General features: G+C 36.6%; 20 protein-coding genes and 2 pseudogenes. 1 reads left to right on the plus strand and 21 read right to left on the minus strand.

Annotated elements, in window-relative coordinates; genetic code table 11:
• Positions 1-9: 9 nt before the first annotated feature.
• From hprK to thrC, 17 genes are all read right to left on the minus strand, one after another.
• Positions 10-933: an HPr(Ser) kinase/phosphatase gene (gene hprK / locus MWH28_RS07490; RefSeq protein ID WP_248618684.1), complete on the minus strand. Its 924-nt coding sequence runs from the start codon at positions 931-933 to the stop codon at positions 10-12.
• A 39-nt stretch (positions 934-972) separates the two neighbouring features.
• Complete coding sequence (locus MWH28_RS07495; RefSeq protein WP_248618685.1) at positions 973-1941, minus strand: ROK family protein; 969 nt, start codon at positions 1939-1941, stop codon at positions 973-975.
• 198 nt (positions 1942-2139) lie between these two features.
• Positions 2140-3180 carry a nicotinate phosphoribosyltransferase gene (locus tag MWH28_RS07500; protein WP_248618686.1) on the minus strand — a complete coding sequence of 347 codons (1041 nt, stop codon included), beginning with the start codon at positions 3178-3180 and terminating at the stop codon, positions 2140-2142.
• A 444-nt stretch (positions 3181-3624) separates the two neighbouring features.
• Entirely contained in the window at positions 3625-4644 is a 1020-nt protein-coding gene (locus MWH28_RS07505; protein ID WP_248618687.1) for an alpha-hydroxy-acid oxidizing protein, read from the minus strand.
• Positions 4645-4745: 101 nt separating this feature from the next.
• Positions 4746-5588: a Cof-type HAD-IIB family hydrolase gene (locus MWH28_RS07510; RefSeq protein ID WP_248618688.1), complete on the minus strand. Its 843-nt coding sequence runs from the start codon at positions 5586-5588 to the stop codon at positions 4746-4748.
• Positions 5569-5970: a SoxR reducing system RseC family protein gene (locus MWH28_RS07515; protein ID WP_248618689.1), complete on the minus strand. Its 402-nt coding sequence runs from the start codon at positions 5968-5970 to the stop codon at positions 5569-5571. The genes MWH28_RS07510 and MWH28_RS07515 overlap by 20 nt, the downstream gene beginning before the upstream one ends.
• 13 nt (positions 5971-5983) lie before the next feature.
• Complete coding sequence (locus tag MWH28_RS07520; protein ID WP_248618690.1) at positions 5984-6256, minus strand: metal-sensitive transcriptional regulator; 273 nt, start codon at positions 6254-6256, stop codon at positions 5984-5986.
• A 256-nt stretch (positions 6257-6512) separates the two neighbouring features.
• Complete coding sequence (locus MWH28_RS07525; protein WP_345894760.1) at positions 6513-6719, minus strand: heavy-metal-associated domain-containing protein; 207 nt, start codon at positions 6717-6719, stop codon at positions 6513-6515.
• Between the two features lie 429 nt (positions 6720-7148).
• Positions 7149-7352 carry a hypothetical protein gene (locus MWH28_RS07530; RefSeq protein WP_248618692.1) on the minus strand — a complete coding sequence of 68 codons (204 nt, stop codon included), beginning with the start codon at positions 7350-7352 and terminating at the stop codon, positions 7149-7151.
• Between the two features lie 390 nt (positions 7353-7742).
• Positions 7743-8078, minus strand: a complete 336-nt coding sequence (locus MWH28_RS07535) for a phage holin family protein (protein ID WP_248618693.1) — start codon at positions 8076-8078, stop codon at positions 7743-7745.
• Positions 8079-8165: 87 nt separating this feature from the next.
• A complete protein-coding gene (uvrC, locus tag MWH28_RS07540) occupies positions 8166-9986 on the minus strand; it encodes an excinuclease ABC subunit UvrC (RefSeq protein WP_345894757.1) in 1821 nt (606 codons plus the stop codon).
• A 411-nt stretch (positions 9987-10397) separates the two neighbouring features.
• Complete coding sequence (gene uvrA, locus MWH28_RS07545; RefSeq protein ID WP_248618694.1) at positions 10398-13208, minus strand: excinuclease ABC subunit UvrA; 2811 nt, start codon at positions 13206-13208, stop codon at positions 10398-10400.
• Positions 13209-14002: 794 nt separating this feature from the next.
• On the minus strand, positions 14003-15109 hold the full coding sequence (locus MWH28_RS07550) for a hypothetical protein (protein ID WP_248618695.1): 1107 nt from the start codon (positions 15107-15109) through the stop codon (positions 14003-14005).
• 258 nt (positions 15110-15367) lie between these two features.
• Positions 15368-16480, minus strand: a complete 1113-nt coding sequence (locus tag MWH28_RS07555) for a hypothetical protein (protein WP_248618696.1) — start codon at positions 16478-16480, stop codon at positions 15368-15370.
• 218 nt (positions 16481-16698) lie between these two features.
• Positions 16699-17187, minus strand: a complete 489-nt coding sequence (locus MWH28_RS07560) for a hypothetical protein (protein ID WP_248618697.1) — start codon at positions 17185-17187, stop codon at positions 16699-16701.
• 104 nt (positions 17188-17291) lie between these two features.
• Positions 17292-17744 (minus strand): FMN-binding protein, encoded by a 453-nt coding sequence (locus MWH28_RS07565; RefSeq protein WP_248618698.1) that lies wholly within the window; start codon positions 17742-17744, stop codon positions 17292-17294.
• 347 nt (positions 17745-18091) lie between these two features.
• A complete protein-coding gene (thrC, locus tag MWH28_RS07570; RefSeq protein WP_248618699.1) occupies positions 18092-19588 on the minus strand; it encodes a threonine synthase in 1497 nt (498 codons plus the stop codon).
• A gap of 257 nt (positions 19589-19845) precedes the next feature.
• Between thrC and MWH28_RS07575 the strand changes: the two genes are divergently transcribed.
• The gene (locus MWH28_RS07575) at positions 19846-21495 is read left to right on the plus strand and encodes a methyl-accepting chemotaxis protein (RefSeq protein ID WP_248618700.1); all 1650 of its coding nucleotides are present in this window, start codon (positions 19846-19848) and stop codon (positions 21493-21495) included.
• Positions 21496-21644: 149 nt separating this feature from the next.
• Here MWH28_RS07575 and MWH28_RS07580 read toward each other — a convergent pair whose 3' ends face one another.
• The 4 genes and pseudogenes from MWH28_RS07580 to uvrB all read right to left on the minus strand — a co-directional run bounded on the left by MWH28_RS07580 (position 21645) and on the right by uvrB (position 24975).
• Positions 21645-22505 carry an ATP-binding protein gene (locus MWH28_RS07580; RefSeq protein ID WP_248618701.1) on the minus strand — a complete coding sequence of 287 codons (861 nt, stop codon included), beginning with the start codon at positions 22503-22505 and terminating at the stop codon, positions 21645-21647.
• 233 nt (positions 22506-22738) lie between these two features.
• Positions 22739-22843, minus strand: a pseudogene (locus MWH28_RS13060) (UvrB/UvrC motif-containing protein); the annotation flags it as partial.
• 40 nt (positions 22844-22883) lie between these two features.
• Positions 22884-22949: pseudogene (locus MWH28_RS13065) on the minus strand (UvrB/UvrC motif-containing protein); the annotation flags it as partial.
• 43 nt (positions 22950-22992) lie between these two features.
• Positions 22993-24975 (minus strand): excinuclease ABC subunit UvrB, encoded by a 1983-nt coding sequence (gene uvrB, locus MWH28_RS07585; protein ID WP_248618702.1) that lies wholly within the window; start codon positions 24973-24975, stop codon positions 22993-22995.
• Positions 24976-25118 lie beyond the last annotated feature (143 nt).

Below are 25118 nucleotides of genomic sequence, written 5' to 3' on the forward strand. Positions count from 1 at the left end.
TATAGTTAATTAACTATTCTTATCTTTTAATTCATTCTCCAATCGTTTAGTAAACTCTTTAGCAGCATTATATCCTGTACTCTTTAAACGAAAATTCATAGCTGCTACTTCCATCACCATCGCTAAATTCCTTCCTGGTTTAACAGGTATCACCACTCTAGGAACAGTAACCTCTAAAATTTCAACCATTTCATCATCTAAACCTAACCGATCATAGTTTTTCTGTTGATCCCATTTCTCTAGCTGAATAATTAGATCAATATTTTGTGCTTCTCGAACTGCTCCTGCCCCAAAAAGGGTTTTAACATTAATAATTCCCAAACCCCTCAACTCCAGATGATGTTTTGATATCTCCGGTGAAGTCCCTACTAACTTACTTCTCATTACCCGCTTGATTATTACTGCATCATCTGCTATCAAGCGATGTCCTCTCTTTACTAGATCTAGAGCACTCTCACTCTTTCCAATTCCACTACTTCCTTTAATCAAAACCCCAACTCCATAAATTTCAACTAAGACTCCATGCCTCGTAACTTGAGGAGCAAATGTTTCTTCCAAATAGGTAGTTAAACAACTAATAAAACTTGTAGTTGAAGAATCAGTACTTAAAATTGGAATATTATTCTTTTCAGAAATCTCAATTAATTTTTCTACTGGCTCCAATCCTCTAGTAATAATCACACAAGGAATTTGATATCCTAAAAATTTATTCAATCTCTCTTCTAATAACTCTAATGGTAATTCAGTTAAAAAAGAAATCTCCGTTCTACCTAAAATTTGAATTCTTTCAGGAGTAAAATAATCAAAGAAACCAGCTAACTCTATTCCTGGTCTTTTAATATCACTTACTGTTATTTGATTTTTAATAGGAGTTTGGTTTAATTGTTTTAATCCAAATTTATCGATTATCTTCTCTACAGATATTTGATCCATGATTCCTCCCCTAAATTAATAAGTTCAAATTTTATCTAACTAAATTAGTTCCAACTTTAATAAAGCAATTGTAGCAGCACCAATACCTCCTGCTTCAGTCCCTAATTGGGCAACAACTATTTCAAAACCATCTAATAAAGGCTTCATTACCCGCTTGCTAATAGTTTCTTCAACCGTTGGTTTTAATAACTCCCAAGACTTTGAAACCCCACCACCAAGTACAATCTTTTCTGGATTAAATATAGTAATTAAATTGGCCAATCCAAGCCCTACATACTCAGCCAATTCAGTCATTAATCCTTGAGCAACTAAATCCCCTTTACGTGCAGCTTCTGCTACAATAGCACCATCAATCTGCTCAATATCTTCAACCATTTGCCTTAGTAAAGTATCAGGGTTAGAAATAACAACTTCCTTGGCCCTACGGGCCAACGCAGTACCAGAAGCCAACACTTCCCAACAACCATAATTACCACAACTGCATTGTAATTTACTAGTCGGATCGATAGTCATATGTCCAATCTCACCACCATTACCTAAACCATGGCATACTTCACCATTAACTATAATTCCTCCACCAATCCCAGTACTGACTGTCACATACACCAAATCCTCAACATCTCTTCCTGCTCCAAACCACTTTTCTGCTATCGCTGCTGCGTTAGCATCATTTTCCAAAAATACAGCAGGACCAAATTCTTTTAGTTGCTCAACAATCTGAACACCTTTAAGATTTAGATTCGGAGTATCTATAATAGCTCCTTGCTCAAGATCAAGTAATCCAGGAGCTCCTAACCCAATCCCTTTAACTTCATCTAATCCAATCCCTGCTTGCTCAGTTACTGTAACTACCGTCTGCTTTAGATTGTCGATGATCTTACTTGGCTCTTTATCTGCTTCAGTTGCTCTTTTGACCTTAGCTATAATATCCCCCTGTTGATCAACCAACATGGTCAAAATCTTCGTCCCTCCAAGATCAATACCAATAACATAATCCTTTTCTATCATTTTTCCCCCTCAACACAACTAATATTAATAATCTATATTTTCCATTTCATCTATAAATTTGTAATGTTCAGACATTTAGCTCCAGATTAAATAACCTATTTCCTATACTTATTCTTGAAACCACACAAAAATCCTGCAAAATGGATTAAAAAAAGACATTATACGACAAGAAAAAAGAGCCAATCAAGGCCCTTTTAGCTATAATATCCTCTTTAATCTAGAATTGTCAGTCTGTCCGGGAATCCTACCTCTTTTTGCTATTGGCTTACCAGCAATCTCTTTTAAATCCATCGTCATATTAATCCCTTTAGCTCCCGAAATATAACTACCAACACCAAAACCATCGGCTCCTAACTCTGATAACTCCTCAATTCTAGTAGGAGTCAGCCCTCCTGATACAAAGATATTGACGTCTTCATGCCCAGCTTGATCCAAGCGAGCTCTAACCTCTTTTACTAATCCAGCAGTCACTCCACCACGTTCAGAAGCAGTATCCAGCCTAATCCCATCTAAAGCACCCTCTAGTTTATCAGCAATTCTTAATGCTTCAACTGCTTCATCTTGGAATGTATCAACCAAAATAACCCGTGGTGCATCTTCAGGCATAAATTCATGATATGCTTGAGCTACTTCTAAGGTATCACCGACCGTTAAGATTAAGGCATGAGGTACTGTACCAGATGGCTCCGTTCCTCCAAGTTTGGCCCCTAAGATACAACTAGCTCCATCTGCTCCTCCAATCAAGGCAGCACGCTCCATTACTGGAGCAACAGCAGGGTGTAAATGTCGAGCTCCAAAGCATAACATCGGCTTATCTGCAGCAGCCTCTTTACACTTTCTAGCAGCAGTCGCCCAACCACTTGAACTCGATAAAGTACCTAAAATAGCTGTTTCAAAGATACCAAAATCATTATAAGCTCCTTCAATCTTCATTACAACCTCTTTTTTATCTATACTCGTCCCCTCTTCTAAAGCCCAAACCTTAACATCCTTTTCCTGCAATAGGTTCAAAGCTTCATCAATTCCAGCTACAACCCCAGACCTATTAGCAAAAACTTCAGCTACAACCTGAGTATCAGTCTGCTCTAACTTGTCTAAGATTTCTCTGGTCTTAATAAAATAAATATCGGTCGTTGCTCCTGACTCTATTTCTTGATGAGTTGCAGAAAAAAGACTTCTATCTTTACTTATTTTAAACTCTTTAACATCATCTAAATTACTAAGTTCTTTAAAATCCATTAGCCATTTTCCTCCCTGCTTTGCATCACTACTTTACTCTCATTATTTCCAATTATCATTGAATCTACTATATGATCTTAAATTGATATAAAGTTTCACTTTTCGCTCGTGCAATAATGTGTTTGTGTAGGGGCGAATCTCTGTGTTCGCCCTTTATTTTTAAGTCCAAGCTACAGGTTTTAACCTGTAGTCCAATCGAGACTTCGTAATCCCACCACAGCGCCCTGAAGGAGGTGGTTTATGCCGACTGAGGAAGTACTCTTGGGGTGGTAAAACCTGTGGCTCACACCTTTAATAAGCCTTGGTTTAACAACGCCCGCCATACGTTAAAACATATGGCTAATAATTTATTCATTTCACGGGCAGGCACGGAGACCTGCCCCTACAAAATTATTTTCACCCACACACACATAACTGACACATAATTGTAATAAAGTTTTATTTTTAATATTTCCGCAAAATATCAGAGCTAATCTCGTCAACACTATTGCAACCAGTCAGAATCATTGCCTTCTTTAATTCAGTCGTTAAATTATCCAATAACAACTTAAATCCTTCTTTTCCGCCACCAAAAGCAGCAATAATCAACGGTCTAGCAACTAAAACTGCATCCGCTCCTAAAGCTAAGGCCTTTAAAACATCAACCCCAGCTCTGATTCCACCATCAACCAAGATCGTTGCTTCATCTCCCACTTCCGCAGCTATCTCTGGCAATACCTCAGCCGTTCCAGGTGTTGAATCTAATACTCGTCCTCCATGGTTAGAGACAACAATCATCTCAACTCCAGCATCTACAGCCAATCTAGCTTCATCAGCCGTCATAATCCCTTTTAAGATCAATGGCAACTCAGTACTAGCAACCAACTCTTCTAGCTCTTCTTTGCTCTTCGGGCCAACAGGCTGATTCTTCAAAGCCATAGTAATTAAGCCAGCTCCATCAACATCAATTCCTACCGCTTTACTACCAACCTCTTCTGCCATCTTGATCCGTTTTTTAATCTCATCCTGTTCACGAGGCTTAATAATTGGAATTCCAAAACCATCACAAGCTTGAATAGCATCCACCCCTACATCATAAACGGTTGGATCTCCACTATCTCCTGTCATAGCAATCGTTCCAAATTCCTGACTACCTTCTACAACTACCTTAGTATATTCCTCTTCAGATAAAGCTCCTCCCATATTATACTGACTACCAGTCACTGGAGCCTTAAGAATTGGAGTAGTTAACTTTTCCCCTAAAATAGTAACACTTGTATCTGGATCATCTGCCTGATGTAAAGTTCGCAACTGTAATTTATAATCTTGCCAAGCTGCCAAGTTAGCTTGAAAAGAAGACCCAGTTCCTGCTCCTCCCATGCCAGGAACTTCTCCTTTACAGGCTCTCCCATCACAGACAGAACAAACCCGACAATAACCTTCCATCTTTTCTCTAGCTGTTTGATAAATCTCTTCTAAATCCATTTTTTTAGCCTCCTTTGAAAAAGTTATCAGTGATCAGTAAGTTCAAAAGATTTTAAAGAATTTGTTTTTACTAGTTACTAATCACTAATTACTAATCACTTTTACAGTATAAACTTCTCAATAACTTGAGCAACCCCTTCTTCATCATTTGCTCCAGTAATATAGTCAGCTTCTTCTTTAATCTCTTCTTTAGCATTTCCTACTGCTACTCCTAAGCCAGCATATTCTATCATCTCTAGATCATTATAACTATCACCAATTGCCATCACCTCTTCTGCTTCAATCCCTAATTCTGTAGCTAGATTAGCCAAAGTATTACCTTTATAGACCTCTTGAGACATAATCTCTATAAAGTTTGCCTTAGAAGTAGTTATCGTTAATGAATCAGAAAATTTAGCAGTCAATTCAGCAAAAGCTTCCTTTAACTTAGCTTTATCATTTTCAATAATTAAGATCTTAGTTGAAGGTTGGTCGACAAAATCGACTAGATCTTCAGTAATTAAGATTGGTTTAATCCCTGCTACTTCTTCATAATAGTCAGCTTCAGCACCTGCTTTATTGACATATAACAGATCATCTAGATAAAAATTAATATGTAGATCATACTCTTGAGCAACCTTAGCAATCTGCCGGGCCAACTCAGCAGAAACAGGCTCATGATATAAAGTTTGATTATCAACTAACTGCTTCACTAAAGCCCCATTATAAGTAATTAATTCATTCTCTAATCCTAATAATTTTGCATATGGTAACGCAGAAGAGTGCATTCTACCAGTAGCAATCACTACTCTAACCCCCTGTTTTTGAGCTTCTTCGATTGCTTCAACCGTCCGTTTAGAAATCTCTAAATCATCTGCTAACAAAGTATCGTCTAAATCTATAGCTACTAATTTATAATCCATTCCTATCACTTCCCTTTCTGCCTCAACCATTAGTAATTTCAATCATTTTTGCTTCATACTTATCTGCTCTATAATCTCCAAATTTTCTAGCTAATACAAAAGATAATCCAAATAATACAAATCCTAATAAAACTCTAAACAACTCCGCTTCAATTCCTAAAGCAAGCCCTAAGAAGTAACCAGCTATCAAACCTAATAAAGGAACCAAATAGATTACTACTGCAGCACTTAAGAGATCATTTTCTTGCAGTTCTAAGACAACAATATCCCCTTCTTGAGCTTCTAAATCATTATCAATCACCAATTTCATGCTATTTCTTTCATCACACTTACCACAGTCACCACAAGCAGAATGTCTTCTGATCTCCACTTTAACCTTTTGTTCAGAATCAATACTTTCTAAAACTTCAGCATATTGCTTCAACTTTATCATCCTTTCACTTATTAAACTTAAATAGAATTTCTAACAATTCATCAATCTTTTCATCTCCATCTCCAGTTGCAATTGCATTCTGGACACATCCATGAGCATGCTTTTCTAAAATAGTCTTTCCCACCTTATTTAAAGCCCCTTTGACAGCAGCAATTTGTACCAAAATATCAGCACAGTACTTATCATCTTCAACCATTCTGTGTACTCCACGTACTTGCCCTTCTATTCGCTTTAATCTATTTAACAAGTCTTCCTTCTTTTTTTTATATGAGCTCATTCAATCTAACCCCCTTTTAATTTATACAATACTCTTAAATTCAAAATATCAAGCTCAAAAAACTAAAAACTCAATAATCAAGAGCTATAAAACGATTAACCTCCAAAAATTTACAATATTTTCTTTGCTCTTAAGATATTTATAAAAATCTTTACCTTTGATTATACAATATATTCAATCAAAATCAAAATATTTATTTAGATTTTAGCTAATTTTAAAAACCACCCCTTAGCTAAGGGGTGGCCTTTATCACTATTTAACTTACTTTATAACCTTCTTCTGTAACTACTTCCTTCAATTGTTTTAAATCAGTCTGACTATCATCAAATTCAACCTCTACTTCTTCAGCTTCTAAATCAACCACTGCTTCTTTAACACCATCTACATCGGCTAAAGCTGACTCCACAGCATTCTTGCAATGACCACAAGACATACCTTTAACTGTAAATACTTCCTTCATAATTAAAGCCTCCCTTATTTTTATGATATACCCCCATGTGGTATGTTATCAGAATACCAAAATTTCTAACTATTGTCAAGGGGAAATGACCTTTGGTCATAGTTTAAGACTAAGTCTAAGTTTAAGGTTGAGGTTAAGTAAAACCAAAATAAAAAATAATCAATAATTTTTAAGAAACATAATTTCCTAAATAAGAACAAAGACTTAAACTACAAATCTATTGATATTAAGTTTAAGGGTAAGTCTAAGTTTAAGTAAGACCTTATGGTTTTAATGGTTGACTTAACCTCAAACTCAGCCTTAGACTTAAGCTATTTTGTAATAAAAAAAAGACAACCATCATCATGGCTGCCGTTAAAAAATTATTTAATAAAAGTTACCACCCTATAATATTGTATCCTTTTTACAAAATAACATACAGATTATTTAAAATTAATTATAATGTTCCATCGAATTGATGATACTCATTACCTCTTTAACTGAATATTTCCGTTCTATATCACAAGTTGGGCATTCTAAACTTACCTCAGCATCTCCTGCCAGCTCTGAAATATCCTCCTTCAATTGCAAATGATGATTACAGCCTTTAACACAAGGATAATTGACATATCTACCTGCTACGAATTTATTCTGCATCTTTTCACCCTTTCTTGGATAGGATTAAGTTTAAAATTAAGATTTAAGTTCACTAAAAGAATTAGGGGTTACTTTTATTTAAACTAAGCTTCAAACTCAACTTCAATTACTAATATAAGTTTTAAGTATTATCAAAAGATTAAGCAAATTTTCTTTCTTTAAATAAATTATAAAACACCCTCTTTGAATTGTCAAACAATTCATTCATGCAAATAGTGTTAGTCTGTGTAATAAGTCTCAGTCAAAGCCAAAAACTTTCGAGCTAAAAAGGTTTTAATTTATGATTTCCACTCACACTCACACGAACACTGAAACTCACACAATGTTGTAATAAAACTTTACTTCAAATCTTTATACTACAAAAAATCATCTTAAATTAACACTCATGACTTATATCAAAGCTTTTAACATTAAATTATTAAGAATACTGACCAAAATTGCCCCTAATATTGCAGCTAAAAAGTTAGCTACAGCAAATCCTGGCACAAGCCAAGCAGTTAATAACAGCATTCCACCATTGATAAGCACTAAAAAGAAACCAAAGCTTAAAATCGTCAATGGTAAGGTAAATAAGGTCAAAATTGGTTTGATAAATGTATTAACCAACCCTAATATTAAAGCAGCCCATAAACCGGCCCCTAAATTAGCAATCGAAATCCCAGGTATTAACTGGGCAGTCAAAATCAGGGCCAACATCGAAATAAATAATTTAATAACTCGTGTCATTCTACTCCCTCCCGTTTCATTTGACAATTTACGATGCATCCTTCACAATTAAATTCAAAATATCAGTTTATAATATTTCCTTATACTCTAAGGTCGAAGATGCTGTTCTAAATACTCTTTAATTCCCGTTGCTAAATTATCACTAATCCCTTTAACTTTAGCCAACTCCTTTATAGAAGCTGTCTTGATCTTCTCTAATGATCCAAAGTACTGTAATAAAGCCTCGCGTCGCTTTTGACCAATCCCTGGAATATCATCCAACATCGAATGGGTCAATCTCCGCCCTCTTAGCTTTCGATGGTAACTGACTGCAAAGCGGTGTGCTTCATCTCGTACCCGCTGCACTAAATATAACCCTGCCGAATCCCTGGCCAATCTGACAGGTGCTTTTTTTCCTGGTACAAAGACCTCTTCTTCCCTCTTAGCTAAACTGATAATCTGCTGTCCTTCTCTTCCCAACTCCTTCAAAACCTCTAAAGCTGAATTCAACTGCCCTTTTCCACCATCGATCAAGATCAGATCTGGAAATTCTCTTCCTTCCTCTACTAATCGAGAATATCTTCGATAGATAACCTCATTCATCGCAGCAAAGTCATCTTGGCCCTCTACACTCTTAATCTTAAAGCGACGATACCCCTTCTTATATGGTTGACCATTTTTAAAGCTAACTAAAGAAGCAACCGTATCTGTCCCCTGCAAATTAGAAATATCAAACCCTTCAATTCTAACAGGTGGCTGTTTAAACCCTAACTCCTGCTGTAACTGCTTAACCCCTTGACCTAACTTTTGCGAGCTAAACTTTTCCTTAAAGCGATACTCCTTCAAATTATATCGAGCATTACGAGCTGCTAACTCAACCAATCCTCTTTTCTGTCCTTGCTTAGGAACTCTAAGCTCTACTTTACCACCCTTCTTACGCTGTAACCACTCTTCAATTACTGCTAGATCATCAATCATAAACTCTAATAAGATCTCCTCAGGAATATAATAGACCTGATCATAATACTGCTGTAAGAAGGCAGTCACTACCTCTGCTAAATCATCACTCTCAGCAAAAATAAAATCCTCTTTTCCTATCAACCTTCCACTTCTGACAATTAATAACTGCAAGCAAATATCATCATCTTCAGTAGCCAGAGCAATTATATCTTGATTGATCAACTTCTCTGCTACAACCTTCTGTTTTTGGGTCACTTTATTGATCGCTCTAATTTGATCTCTCAACTTAGCAGCAACTTCAAATTCTAAATCTTGTGCTGCTTGCTCCATCTTACTCTCTAATTGCTTGACTAAATTCTCTTCTTTTCCCTCTAAAATCATAGTTACTTGTGCTATTAATTCATTATATTCAGCCTGGCTAATTTCGTTAATACACGGAGCATGGCACTTGTCAATATGGTAGTTCAGACAAGCTCGTTCTTCTTTTTTTACCGTTAACTCCCGTTTACAATCCCGCAGGGAAAATAAATCAGTTACTAAATCCAATAAATCATTGACCGCTTTAACATCTGTATACGGGCCAAAGTAACGAGAACCATCATTCTTGACAATCCGTGTCTTATAGACACGAGGATAAGCTTCAGCTACCGTTACCTTAATATAAGGATAAGTCTTATCATCCTTTAGCTGAATATTAAATTTAGGATTATACTTCTTAATCAGATTATTCTCTAAGATCAAGGCCTCCACTTCAGTATCGGTCACAATAGATTCAAAATCAGCAATCCTATCGACCAAGACCTTAGTCTTAAATCTTTGCTTACTAGATTGCCAGTAAGACTTAACCCGCTTACGTAGTGACTTAGCCTTACCAACATAAATAATTTGGCCCGTCTGATCCTTCATTAAATAGACCCCAGGCTCATCAGGTAAATTCTTCGCTTTAACTTTTAAATCGATCTTAACCACCCCCTCGGAAAAGCAATTTACAGTTTACAATTAACAATTGACAGTTAAAAAACTGAATTGATAATTGATAGTTTAAAATTGATAGTCAAAAATTATGTAATTTTTTTAAACTCTTTATTAATTTAATTCCATAGTTTATCCTTTTTCGATTTTAAGTTCAATCCATTATTTATCTTTATTTTTTATTAGGGTTCATTCGTGGTTCAATACAAATTAACATTTTATTACATAACTACATAATATATAGCAAACAGATTAGAAAGGAGGAAGACAAATGGGTAAATACAAAAAGGGGCAAGATGCTTTCGTCTTATTTCTAATCTTAATCTTGTTAGTCTTAGGTTTTTGGACCATCTACTAAAATATATTAGTAAGAACACTAGTCTCTGAGAGACTAGTGTTCTTTTTCTTTCACAATATCTCCTGCAAAAACTGGCCTGTATAAGAACTTTCAACCTCTGCAACCTCTTCTGGAGTACCAGTAGCTACTACTTCTCCACCATAATCTCCACCTTCTGGCCCTAAATCAATAATATAATCAGCACTCTTAATTACATCCAAATTATGCTCAATTACTAATACAGTATTGCCACCTTCTTTTAATCGCTGTAAGACCTGTAAGAGTTTATTGACATCTTCAAAATGAAGACCGGTCGTTGGTTCGTCCAAGATATAGATTGTACTTCCTGTACTCCTCTTACTCAACTCTGTTGCTAACTTAACCCGTTGTGCTTCTCCTCCTGATAGAGTAGTCGAAGGTTGTCCTAATCTAATATAACCTAAACCGACATCATATAAAGTCTGCAATCTCCGCTTAATTTTAGGTATATTTTGAAAGAACTCTAAAGCTTCCTCAACTGTCATCTCCAATACATCAGCAATCGTCTCTCCTTTATAATCAACCTCTAATGTCTCACGATTATACCGCTGACCATCACAGACTTCACAGGGAACATAAACATCGGCTAAAAAGTGCATCTCAATCTTGATAATGCCATCTCCTTTACAGCCTTCACACCGTCCCCCCTTAACATTAAAGCTAAATCGCCCTTTCTTATAACCTCGCTCTTGGGCCAACGGCGTCTTCGCAAAGACATCGCGAATATGATCAAAGACCTTAGTATAGGTCGCTGGATTAGAACGTGGGGTTCGACCAATCGGTGACTGATCGATATTAATCACCTTATCTAGATGCTCCATCCCTACTACTTGATCATGCTCACCTGGCCTCTTCTTAGAGCTATAAAACTCCTTCATCAGCCTTCGATTCAAGATTTCATTAACCAGCGTACTCTTCCCAGAACCAGAGACTCCAGTCACACAAGTAAATGTCCCTAAAGGTATCTTGACATCTAGATCCTTCAAGTTATTCTGGCGGGCACCTTTGATTTCTAAGTATTTCCCATTAGGTTCTAACCTTTGAGCTGGCACCTTAATTTCCTTCTCACCTGACAGATACTGTCCAGTCAAAGACTCCTCTGCTGCTATGATATCCTCAACCTTACCTTGAGCCACTATCTCTCCACCATGTCTACCTGCCTTGGGCCCAATATCAATAACATGATCAGCCGTTCTGATCGTCTCTTCATCATGTTCAACGACCAAGACCGTATTACCCAGATCACGCAATTCCTGTAAGGTATCGATCAAACGTCGATTATCCCGCTGATGCAGACCGATACTCGGCTCATCTAAGATATAAATTACCCCAACCAGACTGGAACCAATCTGCGTTGCTAATCTAATTCGTTGTGCCTCTCCACCAGATAAAGTCCCTGCCGAACGATCCAAGGTCAAATAGACTAGACCTACATTAACCAAAAACTTCAACCGCTCCTTAATCTCCTTTAAGATCTCAGTTCCAATAATCTGATTCCGTTGGCTCAACTCCAAGTTAGCAAAGAAATCATAAGCTTCCTCAATCGACATCCTACTTATCTCGGCAATCGACTTGCCACCTACTGTTACGGCCAGACTCTTCCGATTTAGACGAGCTCCAGCACATTCTGGACAATGGCCAATACTCATATATGACTCCAACTTCTTTCTCTTTCGCTTCGACTTACTCTCTCTAAACTTCCTATTAAAGACCTCTAATAATCCTTCAAACTTTTTCTGGTGTAATCTAGTCCTACCTTTTCGATTTGTATATTCAAATTCAATTGGATTGCTAGCACCATACAATAAAACATCGATAAACTCTTGATCAGCTTCCTTCAATGGTCGATGGCGATCAACACCGTACCTATCAGCTACTGCTGCTACCATTTGTGGATAATATCTACTCCTTGATTTCTGCCACGGAATAATCGCCCCCTCAGCCAATGACAGTTCATAATCAAGAATCAAATCAGGATCAAATTCCCGCTTAACTCCCAAACCATCACAAGTAGAACAAGCTCCATAAGGACTATTAAAAGAAAACATCCGTGGTGATAACTCTTCTAAACTAACCCCACAATCTGGACAAGCAAAGCTCTCACTGAATAATAATTCTTCACCATCTATCAGATCAATAATTACCAACCCATCAGCCAACTCCAAAGCAGTCTCCAAAGAATCAGCCAATCTAGATTTGATTCCATCTTTCATAACCAACCGATCGACTACTACCTCAATCCAATGCTTATAATTCTTATCCAAATCAATCTCTTCACTAATATCTCTAATCTCTCCATCAACCCTGACTCGAACAAATCCATCCCGTTTAATCTGGGCCAACAGATCCTTATACTCCCCTTTTCTCCCCCGTACAACTGGGGCCAACACCTGAAACTTAGTCCTCTCTTCCAACTCCAAAATCTGATCAACAATCTCTTGAACTGTCTGAGATGAAATCTGCTGACCACATTCAGGACAATGAGGCGTCCCAATCCGAGCATACAATAATCGTAAGTAATCATGAATCTCAGTCACCGTTCCGACTGTAGAGCGAGGATTCTTGCTAGTCGTCTTCTGATCAATCGAAATCGAAGGCGATAATCCTTCAATATATTCAACCTTCGGCTTCTCCATCTGCCCTAAGAACTGTCGGGCATAAGCAGATAGAGATTCGACATACCTACGTTGGCCCTCCGCATAAATCGTATCAAAGGCCAAGGATGACTTCCCAGAACCACTCAACCCAGTCAAGACGACTAACTGATCCCGAGGTATCTCAACATCTATCTCCTTTAGATTATGTTCAGCTGCCCCTTTAATTATAATCTTATCTTTAGCCATTTTACCCACCCCTATAATTTAGTTTAAGTCTAAGCTTAAGGTTAAGTTTAAGTAATTCTTTTTGAATTTACTCAAACTCAGACTTAAGCTTAACCTAGTTTTTATTATATCAGTAATGATTACTAATTACAACCAAAGATTAATTTTTATCCAGGCGGTTATAATATTATTATCAACCTTAATTATTAAACTTATTTGATATATAGTGGCACTTTGCCACTATATATCAGTTTACAGTGAACAGTTGACGGTTGACAGTGGATAGAAAAAATCTAAGAGCTGATTTTTTCATCACGAAGGGTTTAAAGAACCCGAAGGAAAACCTAAATTCAAACCCACTCTAAACCCCTAAACATAAGACCTTTCAAAGGTCTTAAGATTTTGACCTTCAACTGTCAACTGTAAACCGTAAACTGTCAACTCAATATTGTGGCACAAAAGTGCCACAATATTGTCTCTAAAATTAAATTATTCTTGTTTTTGAAAAATATCAAAAGAACTGTTTACTTTTTTATTTTGCTAGTAACCAGTCACTATTCCTTTTAGTTATCAAGCTATAACGAAAGCGAATGGCTAGTTAAAAGGATTCTTATAAAATAACGTAGAATATTAATAATGAACCGAGATAACAACTATAAGCCCCTCAACAATTTAATATAAAAAATGCTATGAAAAGAGTGGTTAGCAAAGGAAGATTGGACGAGTAAGAATAAAATAGAAAAAGCCCCCGTAAAATTAATTTACGAAGGGCTTAATCTACTTATTAAGTTTAGTAATTAATACTGGTCGATTTCCTAGATTCGATCAGTAACAATTACTTCATCTTCATCAAGAATACCAGCAGCTTCTAATGCACGCTGATAAGATGTAGCTTCTCGAGACATTCTTACTGTTGCACCAGCTACAGTATCATATGAATCTTGAACATTTCGAGTAGCTCCACTTGGTACATCTGCACCAAATACATTATCTTCATTGATAGCCTCTGATAAAGGCTCTGTTTGACCAGTTAATACAGCATCTTCATCATATAAGTTAGTAAGCTCAGTTGCATCTTGACCGATCAAGAACTCTTCAACAGCTGCGTAGTTACCATCCCAACCACCTAAACTGTGGTGACCATATTCAACGTCCATTGGTTGTGGTTGTCCATTAGCAAATTCAACATCCATTGCTGCTAAGAATTCTTTAACAGAAGTATCTTCATCCATTCCTTCAAATGGACCACGTGCTGTCATTACATGGTTCCACGCAATGAAGTCAAAGATAGTGTTGTCACCATACTCTTCTTCCCAGTCAATTTCGTTATCTCTAGCTGCTCTTTTAGTAGCAAAGAAGTTACCTGATGTATAATTTAAGTCTTCACCAATAGTTGCATTTTCAAAATCAAAGTCTTCATCCAATCTCAATTCATGTACAAATCTATACCATGGATCAACAAGTAAAGCTGCAACATCCCCAGTATCCTCATCTACTGCTACAGCATATAAAGCATTCATGTTAGTAGTTGAAACATCGAACATAGAATCTCCAAGTTCATATTCACCAGCATTATTAAAGCTAGCCATAGTAGGCTCTACTGAAAAGTCAACCTCAATATCAGCGCTACCATCATTACGAACACCCCAGTAGCCATCATATTGTTGGAAGAATCTCATTTGAGCATCTTCAATAATCCCATCTTCATCAAGTGTTAAGATAGTTTCAATATACCTGTCAGTCTCATCTGCATCAAATTCATCAACACCATCTGTCTGCCCTCTCCAAGCACGACCAACATAAGTCCCTTCCAGTGATTCCCCATCTGTTGTTGCAGCTTGTTCATCTCTACAACCTACTGCAATAACTACGATAGATAAAGCCAAAGCCAAAAGTAACATAATTCTTGAACTCTTTTTCATTAATAACCCCCCTGTTTTGTAAGAAAATTTTTAAGGTAATAAATAAATTCTTCACGATTCATTATAACATTTGTCACATTAAGTCGTCAAGGTAAATTGTGAACAATTTCATAACAAATAATTACAAAACAAAGTAAACAAGTACAAGTTTTCAAAAGTTTTTTAGATAAGTCATAAAATAGAAAAACCCCTCGTAAAAATTAATTTACGAAGGGCTTAATCTGCTTATTAAATTTAGTAATTAATACTGATGATTTCCTAGATTCGATCAGTAACGATTACTTCATCTTCATCAAGAATACCAGCAGCTTCTAATGCACGCTGATAAGATGTAGCTTCTCGAGAAATTCTTACTGTTGCACCAGCTACACCATCAAATGAATCTTGAACATTTTGAGTAGCTCCACTTGGTACATCTGCACCAAAGATATTATCTTCATTGATAGCTGCTGATAAAGGCTCTGTTTGGCCAAATAATACAGCGTCTTCATCATACAAGTTAGTAACTTCAGTTGCATCTTGACCGATTAGATAGTCTGCGATAGCTTCCATAGTACCAGGCCAACCACCATTACTATGACGACCATATTCAACGTCCATTGGTTGTGGCTGTCCATTAGCAAATTCAACACCCATTGCTGCTAAGAAGTCTTTTACAGAAGTATTTTCATCCATTCCTTCAAATGGGCCACGTGCAGTTATTACATGATTCCACTGATTGAAATCAAAGATAGTATTATCTCCATACTGCTCTTCCCAGTCAATTTCATTCTCTCTAGCTGCTCTTGTAGTAGCAAAGAAATTACCTGATGCATAATTCAAATCCTCACCAATAGTTGCATTTTCAAAGTCAAAGTCTGCATCCAATCTCAACTCATGTACAAATCTATACCATGGATCAACAAGTAAAGCTGCAACATCTCCAGTATCTTCATCTACTGCCACAGCATATAAAGCCATCATATCAGTAGTTGAAACATCGAACATGGAATTTCCAAGTTCATATTCACCAGCATTATTAAAGCTAGCCATAGTAGGCTCTACATCAAAGTCGACTGAAATATCAGCACTACCATCATCACGACGAGCCCAATAACCATCATTTTGTACGAAGAATCTCATTTGAGCATCTTCAATAATCCCATCCTCATCAAGTGTTAAGATCGTTTCGATATACCTGTCAACCTCATCCTCATCAAATTCATCAACACCTTCTGTCTGACCTCTCCATGAACGACCAACATAAGTACCTTCTAAAGATAGATCATCTTCTGACAGTTGTGCAGCTTGTTCATCTCTACAACCTACTGCAATAACTACGATAGATAAAGCCAGTGCCAACAACAACATAATTCTTGAACTCTTTTTCATTAATCCAACCTCCCCCATTTTTGTAAAAAAAATAAAAATATTAAAATAACTTCTTCACAAACTATTATAGCATTTGTTATATTTATTAGTCAAGAGCTAATTGTAATTAAATTCATAACAAACCAATAAAAGTTATCAAAACCCTGAAAACATAATTTCAGAAACAATAAAAAAAGAGTAACTTAGTAAACTGACCTACTAAGTTACTCCTTTTAAAATCAATCTGCATAAACACCTCTATTAAGTGCATCTCTTGTTGCTGAAATTACTTTATTAGCCCTTAACGTAGCTCCTGAAGCAATATCAACATCATCTACAATATCACCTGGCTCATAAAGAGCAGGAAGACTCTCTCTAATATCTTCACCTTCTAAATAATCTGCTACTTGCTCAAATTGTTCTACAATAGGGTATAAGTCATCCCCTTCTTCTAAATCACGATAATCTATCCCACTGTGATATAGATGTCTATAAGTAACATCTGTAACAACATTATCCTCTAAAGCAATTTGAACAGCTACCTGATCATCACCTCGATCTTTGAATACTCCTCTATATCTACCATCTTCAAACTCACTAGTAGCTATATGAGCTGGTTCTTCAATCACTTCATCTTGAACAGTCTCTTCTTCTCCGCCACAACCGACTAAGATAAGAGTACCTACTAATAAAACTACTAGTAACGATAAATATTTAGATCTCTTCACCATTATTTCCTCCTTTATCATTAGTCTCATCTCGATTCTAAATAATTAAAAACATAAGTCATAAAAGACCGGTGGAATTACCCACCGGATCTTTATTTAAAAGATTAGTAAGAATAAGCACCTCTATTAAGTGCATCTCTCACTGCTGAAATTACCTTATTAGCTCTTAAAGTAGCTCCTGAAGCAACATCAACATCTTCTACAAACTCACCTGGCTCATGAAGATCTTCAAGTGCTGTTCTTACATCTTCACCTTCTAGATAGTCTGCTACTTGCTCAAACTGTTCTACGATACCATATAAAGAATCTCCCTCTTCTAACTCACGATAGTCTGTTCCACCATGATATAAGTGTCTATAAGTAAGGTCAGTAACAATATTATCCTCTAAAGAAATTTGAACACTTACCTGATCAACACCTCGATCTGAGAATGTACCACGATAATTAGCATCTTCATAAGTCCAGCTTGCAGCCTCTGTCTCCGTCTGTAAATTCATTACTCCTAAAACACCTACTACTAAAGCCAAAGCCAATCCTACACTTAACAACTTTTTCATTTCTAAACTCCCCCTCTGATTTTATTAATTTATCTAAGCAACATTGTGTACGTTATGTCATACACAATGCTTTTTAAAAAAACGAATAAATAAAAAAAATCAAATATTAACATCCTCTTAAAATAAACCAAACCTCCATTGTCAATCTAAAAGGACTAAAAAATGATATGTCTAAACTTTCTAACTAATAATATATTAACAAAAAAAGTTCTTTTAGTCAACCCCTTTTTTAATTACTAAACTCAAATAAATGAATGATTTTATTATAATTTAGAACTGATTATCATCAAAGTTAAAACTTCTATTTAAATAAAAAAGGATAGATCTTTAAGATCTATCCTTTTTTATTATCTTAGTCCCAAAATATCCTTGACTTCATCTTTAATCTCCGTCGTCTGACATCCTCTATCATGCCTAACCTCTTTTTCTTCTAAATCCCTCAGACCACGGTGAATCTCCAGCCCAGTCAACTCTTCTAACTGACTCAAGATCTCAAATTCATCTTCCGTCTCTAACTCACCCTGCACTGCTTCTAAGACAGCAGCACTGAACTTATAAGGATTTGCTGTCGAGTCAATAACAGTTAGAGTTGGGTCATCATAGTCTGCTAAGTACTTCTGATAAGCTTTAATTCCCACTGCAGTATGGGTATCAACTACATAGTCTTTACTTTCATAAATCTGCTTAATCGTTTTAACTGTCTCCTCTTCAGTAGCATACTCTCCTACAAATAATTCTTTGATCTGCTCCTGAACTGCTTGTCCGATTTCAAACTTACCTGTTTGCTCTAAATCCTGATACCACTCTTCAATCTTAGCAGCATCATGGTCAGTCATTTCAAATAAGAACCGCTCCAAATTAGAAGAGATCAGAATATCCATTGATGGGCTGATCGTCCTTTTGAAGTCACGATTGCTATCATAGACCCCTGTTTGTAAAAAGTCAGTCAAGACCTTATTATCATTAGAAGCACAGATAAACTTATTGACCGGTAGTCCCATTCGGTAAGCATAATAAGCAGCTAAGATATTCCCGAAATTACCTGTCGGAACTGAGATATTGATCTGCTCTCCTACTTCTAATTGACCATCTGCTACCAAACTAGCATAACTGGCAAAATAATAGATAATCTGTGGTACTAAACGACCCCAGTTGATCGAATTGGCCGATGAAAATTGATAGTCATGCTCCTCTAATAACTCTTTAAAGCCTTGATCACCAAAGATCTCTTTAACACTACTTTGACAGTCATCAAAGTTTCCTTCTACTGCTACCACCGATGTATTAGTTCCAGTTGTAGTAACCATCTGTTGTTCTTGTACCTTACTGACCCCTCCAGCCGGATAAAAGACAATAATCTTAATCCCCTCGACATCTTTAAATCCTTCTAAGGCAGCCTTGCCTGTATCTCCTGAAGTAGCCACCAAAATAACAATCTCTTTGTCCAAATCAACCTTCTCGATTGCTTTAACCAATAGATGAGGCATCAACTGTAAAGCCATATCCTTAAAGGCAGCTGTTGGCCCGTGCCACAACTCTAAGACATAACTTTGCTCATCCAATTTAACATAAGGAGCAATCTCCTCTGTAGCAAAATTAGTTTCATTATATGCTGCATTCACAACCTCTTCTAGCTCTTTAGCTGTATAATCAGTCAAAAATTCTGCCAAAATCTGCTGAGCTATATCTTGATAACTTTTTCCAACCAATTCTGTCAACTTCTCTTTGGAAAAAGTCGGTATCTTTTCAGGAACAAATAATCCTCCTGTCGGTACCATTCCTAACCTAATCGCTTCTGCTGCACTAACTGGCTGATAATTCCCACGAGTACTCACATACTTCATCCTACTCCATCCTTTCTACTCAATTTTATCCTATTATATCAGAGGAGTCCAAGCTTTTAAACTCTAAATTCCAATTAACTATTAGAATTAAGTAAAGCTAACTAAAAATTACAATAAACCCCTAAAAACAACAGTTTTAATAAAAAATCTACTTTTTTCAACTTGGATTAAAGGATAACTTAAGGTTAATCTAGAAGATAATATCTGAGATTAGTGAAAAAATAAACTTTCCATTTAGAGCAAAAGGAGGAATTTAATTGTTAATAGAAAGATTGAATTTAAATAAAAAGATTTCAATTGCCTTTGCAAGTATCATTATTTTAATCTTAATTTTAGGGACTAATACCTTATTATCAACTAGACAAATTTTAAATTCAAGTGAAGAAGTTGAGTATAATTTAGAAATGTTGGCTTATATTCAAGAAAGTAGGGTTGATCATATTAATTGGCTTAACTCTTTAGAAAATTCAATTGAATATGGAACTATTTTTGAAGGGGAGTTAGATTATACGGCTTGTGGCTTTGGTGAAGATTACTATGCTCTTTTGGATTCAGAGCAATTTGAAAATTATCCCGAAGAAATTCAACAAGAATTTGAGAATATCGAAGAACCACATAGACTCTTACATCAATCAGCTACAGAAATCGTTACTCTAGCTGAAGAGTACGGATTAGATACAACAGAAGGCTATGAACAAGCAATGACAGTCTTTACAGAAGAATCTCAAAAATATGTCACTGAAGTCAATGATACCCTCAATAATATTGCAGAATTAATTGAAGAACATAGACAACTACAAAGCAGAGAATTAGAACGGGTTACTACTATTGTCTTTAGAGTTACCATTGGTATTACGTTATTAGCACTTATTATGGTCTTTATATTCTGCAAAAAGATAGCTGTTTCTATAATTGATAATATTATCTCAGCAGCAAAATTTACCGATCAAATTGCCTTAGGCAATTTAAATGTTAGCAACTTAAAAACGAAAGTTTCTTTGACCAATCCTAAAGATGAAATCTATGATCTCTTCACTAGCCTCAATACAATGAAAGAACAATTAAAAGATATCATTATTAACTTATCAGATGAAATTGAAAATATGTCAGCTTATAGTGAAGAATTATCAGCATCAGCAGAGGAAGGAAATGCCACCATAGAAACAACCAATGATTTAATAGATAGCATGTCAGCAGGTATTCAACAGATCTCAGCTAGTGCAGAGCAAGTAGCAAGTTTTTCTGAAGAAGCCAATTCTCAAACCAATCTGGGTAGTCAAAATATTGAAACTACAGTAAATAGTATTAAAGAGATTAATCAGGTAGTTGAGGAGACAGTCACTGTAATTAATGAGCTAGATGATACATCAGAAGAAATAGGACAGATAGTTGAATTGATTACAAATATAGCAGAGCAAACTAATCTATTAGCTTTAAATGCAGCTATAGAAGCTGCTAGGGCAAGTTCTACTACGGAGGGTTCTGAAGGAACCCGTAGGGCTGAACATGGGCAAGGTTTTGCTGTAGTAGCAGAAGAGATCAGACAATTAGCAAGTGAAACTGCTGAAGCAACAGACCAAATTGCTGATTTAATTACCAAAAATCAACAACAATCTAAAAAAGGAATTGCCAAAGTTAAAGAAGTAGAAGCCAAAGCTAAGGAAGGTCAAAAAATTGCTGAAAAAACTGGGGCAGTTTTTGATGAGATTGAAAATTCAGTTCAGGAAACATCACATCAAATAGAACAAACTGCCAGTGCAACCAATGAGTTGGCCCAAGATAGTGAGGAAATAACAAATGCAACAGAAAGCATAAGCCATATGTCTGATGAAATTTCTAATTCATCACAAGAGCTAGCAAAAATGGCACAGGAGTTACAAAAGTTAGTGGAAAAGTTTAATATCTAATTTTGAACAAACTAGATAAAGGACAGCCACAGGTTTTTTAACCTGTGGCTAGAATTAAAGCTTGCTTTTAACTTTTAAAGACCTTGAACTTATGATTTTCCTAATCACTAATTACCAGTTACTAATCACCAGTTACTAATCACCAACTACTACCCTCTAAGCTTACCATCAACACTTACTACAGTTGTCTCTACTTCTAAGTCAGTTCCTGCCTTCTTAGCTGCCTGTTGAGCGATTTGAACCAATCCACCACAGCATGGCACTTCCATCCGTGCTACAGTAATACTATTCAAATCATTCTGTTCAATAATTGCTGCTAGTCTTTCAACATAAGCATTAGCATCATCTAACTTAGGACATCCGATTGCTACTGCATTACCCTTCAGCATCTTTTGGTGATAATTAGCATATGCTACTGGTACACAATCAGCTGTAATCATTAAATCAGCATTTTTAAAATATGGTGCTTGTGGAGAAAGTAAATGGATCTGAACCGGCCATTGCTGCAATTGAGATTGAACCTCTACCTCTTCTGTATCTTCACTCTCTTCTGCTTGGCTTTTCTTCATCTCCATCATCCGACTACCTGGGCAACCTCCCTGAGCGTGGTGTCCGTGTCCATGGTAACCATTTCCATGTCCGTGATCTCCTTGATCATGATCTAGGCATCCACACGCTTCTCCAAACATTTCTTTCAACTCCTCTGGAACCTCTTCCCCGTGAGCCTCTTGTGCCTTCAACATCTCCTTAACTGCATCTTCTCCTCTAACATTCTTAACATGCTCTACTGTTGCTTTTAAATCAAAATCTTCGGCTTCACGCTCTATAATCTCTAATGCTCCTGTTGGACATTCACCGATACAATCACCAAACCCATCACAGAATGACTCATTGACTAACTTAGCTACACCATCAACAATCTGTAAAGCACCTTCCTGACAACCTGTTACACATTCCCCACAACCATTACATTTATTCTCATCAATTTTAATAACTTGTCTTTTTGGCATTTCTATCTCCCCTTTTGATATTTATTTGGTTAATCGTTATCTTCATCGTTAGTTAAATTATAAGCTTAATTGATTAGAAATTCTGTGAGAAAGGTCACATGAATTAAATAAAATTGATATAAAGTGGGCTTTGCCACTTTATATCAGTGTACAGTTTACAGTTGACGGTTGACAGTTAAAACCTTAAAGTCAAAACCACTCTAAAACTCTAATTCTAAAGCTTTTCATAGGTTTTAAGCTTTTAAGATTTTGAGCTTAACTGTAAACTGTAAACCGTAAACTGTCAACTCTTCTATCTCATCCCTGATTTGTGCCGCTAATTCAAATTGTAATTCTTCCCTACGAGTCTAAAAGGCAAGACTCTCCGTGAAAAATAAATTATAGTTTTTCCCTCAATTCATCTATTTCATCCCTAATTTGTGCCGCTAGCTCGAATTGCAAATTATCCCTACGAGTCTAAAAAGCAGACTCTCCGTGAAAAAGTAAACTATAGCTTTTCCCTTAATTCATCTATCTCATCCCTAATCTGTGCTGCCAACTCAAACTGTAATTCTTCCGCTGCAGCCTTCATCTCTAACTCCAATTCAGCGATCTCTTTTCTGATCTCTGCTTCAGATAAATCTTCCCTATCTTCACCATCAACCTGATACTCAGCTTTGGTCTCTGCCACCATATCGACCGGTCGTAAGACATCCCTGACATCCTTCTTAATTGTCTGGGGGGTAATCCCTTGCTCCTGATTAAACTCCAATTGCAATTTACGACGCCGTTTTGTCTCATCAAGTGCCTGTTTCATTGAATCGGTCTTTTGATCAGCATACATAATCACCCGACCATTGACATTCCTTGCTGCTCGTCCAATCGTTTGAATCAAGGATCGAGCTGAGCGTAAAAATCCTTCCTTATCAGCATCTAAAATCGCAACTAATGATACTTCAGGAATATCTAAACCTTCACGTAATAAGTTAATCCCAACCAACACATCAAATTTACCTAACCTTAGATCCCTAATAATCTCTAACCTTTCGATCGTATCTATATCTGAATGGAGATAATTGACCTTAATTCCAGCTTGGTAGAGATAATCAGTCAAATCTTCTGCCATCTTCTTGGTCAAAGTCGTAATTAAGACCCGTTCATCACGAGCAATAACCTCTTTAATCTCAGCCAGTAGATCATCAATCTGATTTTTAATCGGTCTGACATCAACTTGCGGATCAACCAAACCTGTCGGTCGAATAATCTGTTCTACTATCTGTTGGCTATGCTCTTGTTCATACGGGCCAGGCGTCGCCGAAATATAAACTGCCTGCCGGGCCAACTTCTCAAATTCATCAAATTGCAAGGGACGATTGTCCAACGCAGAAGGCAATCTAAACCCATGCTCTACTAATCGTTCCTTCCGAGAACGATCACCAGCATACATCCCACCAATCTGGGGGATTGTCTTATGTGATTCATCAATCACTATCAAAAAATCATCAGGAAAATAATCAATCAAAGTCTGAGGACGAGAACCTGGCTTCCGCCCCGCTAAATGGCGTGAATAATTCTCAATCCCTGAACAGAATCCAACTTCCTCTAACATCTCCATATCGTACTTAGTTCTCTCCTCTAACCGCTGAGCTTCAAGTAACTTCCCTGCATCCCTTAACTCTTCTAGCCGCTCTTCTAATTCAGCTTCAATAGCTTCCAATGCCCGCTCAACCTTATCTTGAGGGGTTACAAAGTGGCTGGCAGGATAAATTGTAATCTCTTCTAACTCCCCTAAAATCTCACCAGTTACTGTATTTATCTCTGTAATCCGATCAATCTCATCTCCAAATAACTCCACTCGATAGGCCCGCTCTTCATAAGCAGGAATCACTTCTAAAGTATCACCTCTGACCCTAAAAGTCCCCCGCTCAAAATCAATCTGATTTCTCTTATATTGAATATTAACCAATTCCCGAATGATCTCTTCTCGTTCTTTAATCATTCCTCGCTCTACATGGCAGGTTAAATCCAAATAATCAGCAGGATTTCCCAGACCATAAATACAAGACACACTGGCTACAATAATCACATCCCGCCGCTCAAATAATGAACTTGTCGCTCCCAATCTCAACTTATCTACTTCTTCATTGATCGAAGCGTCCTTTTCAATATAGGTATCTGTCTGTGGAACATAAGCCTCTGGTTGATAGTAATCATAATAACTGACAAAATAACCGACTTGATTGTGAGGGAAAAACTCTTTAAACTCACTACATAATTGAGCTGCCAAGGTCTTATTATGAGCGATCACCAAAGTTGGCTTCTGTACCTGTTCAATAAGATTAGCAATTGTAAAGGTCTTACCTGATCCTGTTACTCCTAATAATGTCTGCTTCTCCAATCCAGCTTCCACTCCCGCGGTCAATTTCTCGATCGCCTTCGGCTGATCACCTTGTGGAGTATATTCTGAAACTAATTCAAATTCTTTAGGCATTTTATATCACCCCGCTAGTTTTAAAGCATTTAATAATTAATAGTGAATAATGAATAGTTGAAGTTCCGGTGTTTGTCAAGTAAGTTGTCGCATTTAATTAAAAATTTCTTTGAATACTTTTCATTCAGAACTCCAGTTAGGAG

The organism is Natroniella sulfidigena, from assembly GCF_023223645.1.
Classification (GTDB): Bacteria; Bacillota; Halanaerobiia; order Halobacteroidales; family Halobacteroidaceae; genus Natroniella; species Natroniella sulfidigena.

Bases quoted from the DNA above. Each gene is read 5' to 3' on its own strand.
- hprK (WP_248618684.1), bottom strand. From the start codon at position 933: ATGGATCAAATATCTGTAGAGAAGATAATCGATAAATTTGGATTAAAA.
- MWH28_RS07495 (WP_248618685.1), bottom strand. From the start codon at position 1,941: ATGATAGAAAAGGATTATGTTATTGGTATTGATCTTGGAGGGACGAAG.
- MWH28_RS07500 (WP_248618686.1), bottom strand. From the start codon at position 3,180: ATGGATTTTAAAGAACTTAGTAATTTAGATGATGTTAAAGAGTTTAAA.
- MWH28_RS07505 (WP_248618687.1), bottom strand. From the start codon at position 4,644: ATGGATTTAGAAGAGATTTATCAAACAGCTAGAGAAAAGATGGAAGGT.
- MWH28_RS07520 (WP_248618690.1), bottom strand. From the start codon at position 6,256: ATGAGCTCATATAAAAAAAAGAAGGAAGACTTGTTAAATAGATTAAAG.
- MWH28_RS07530 (WP_248618692.1), bottom strand. From the start codon at position 7,352: ATGCAGAATAAATTCGTAGCAGGTAGATATGTCAATTATCCTTGTGTT.
- MWH28_RS07535 (WP_248618693.1), bottom strand. From the start codon at position 8,078: ATGACACGAGTTATTAAATTATTTATTTCGATGTTGGCCCTGATTTTG.
- uvrA (WP_248618694.1), bottom strand. From the start codon at position 13,208: ATGGCTAAAGATAAGATTATAATTAAAGGGGCAGCTGAACATAATCTA.
- MWH28_RS07550 (WP_248618695.1), bottom strand. From the start codon at position 15,109: ATGAAAAAGAGTTCAAGAATTATGTTACTTTTGGCTTTGGCTTTATCT.
- MWH28_RS07555 (WP_248618696.1), bottom strand. From the start codon at position 16,480: ATGAAAAAGAGTTCAAGAATTATGTTGTTGTTGGCACTGGCTTTATCT.
- MWH28_RS07565 (WP_248618698.1), bottom strand. From the start codon at position 17,744: ATGAAAAAGTTGTTAAGTGTAGGATTGGCTTTGGCTTTAGTAGTAGGT.
- thrC (WP_248618699.1), bottom strand. From the start codon at position 19,588: ATGAAGTATGTGAGTACTCGTGGGAATTATCAGCCAGTTAGTGCAGCA.
- MWH28_RS07580 (WP_248618701.1), bottom strand. From the start codon at position 22,505: ATGCCAAAAAGACAAGTTATTAAAATTGATGAGAATAAATGTAATGGT.
- uvrB (WP_248618702.1), bottom strand. From the start codon at position 24,975: ATGCCTAAAGAATTTGAATTAGTTTCAGAATATACTCCACAAGGTGAT.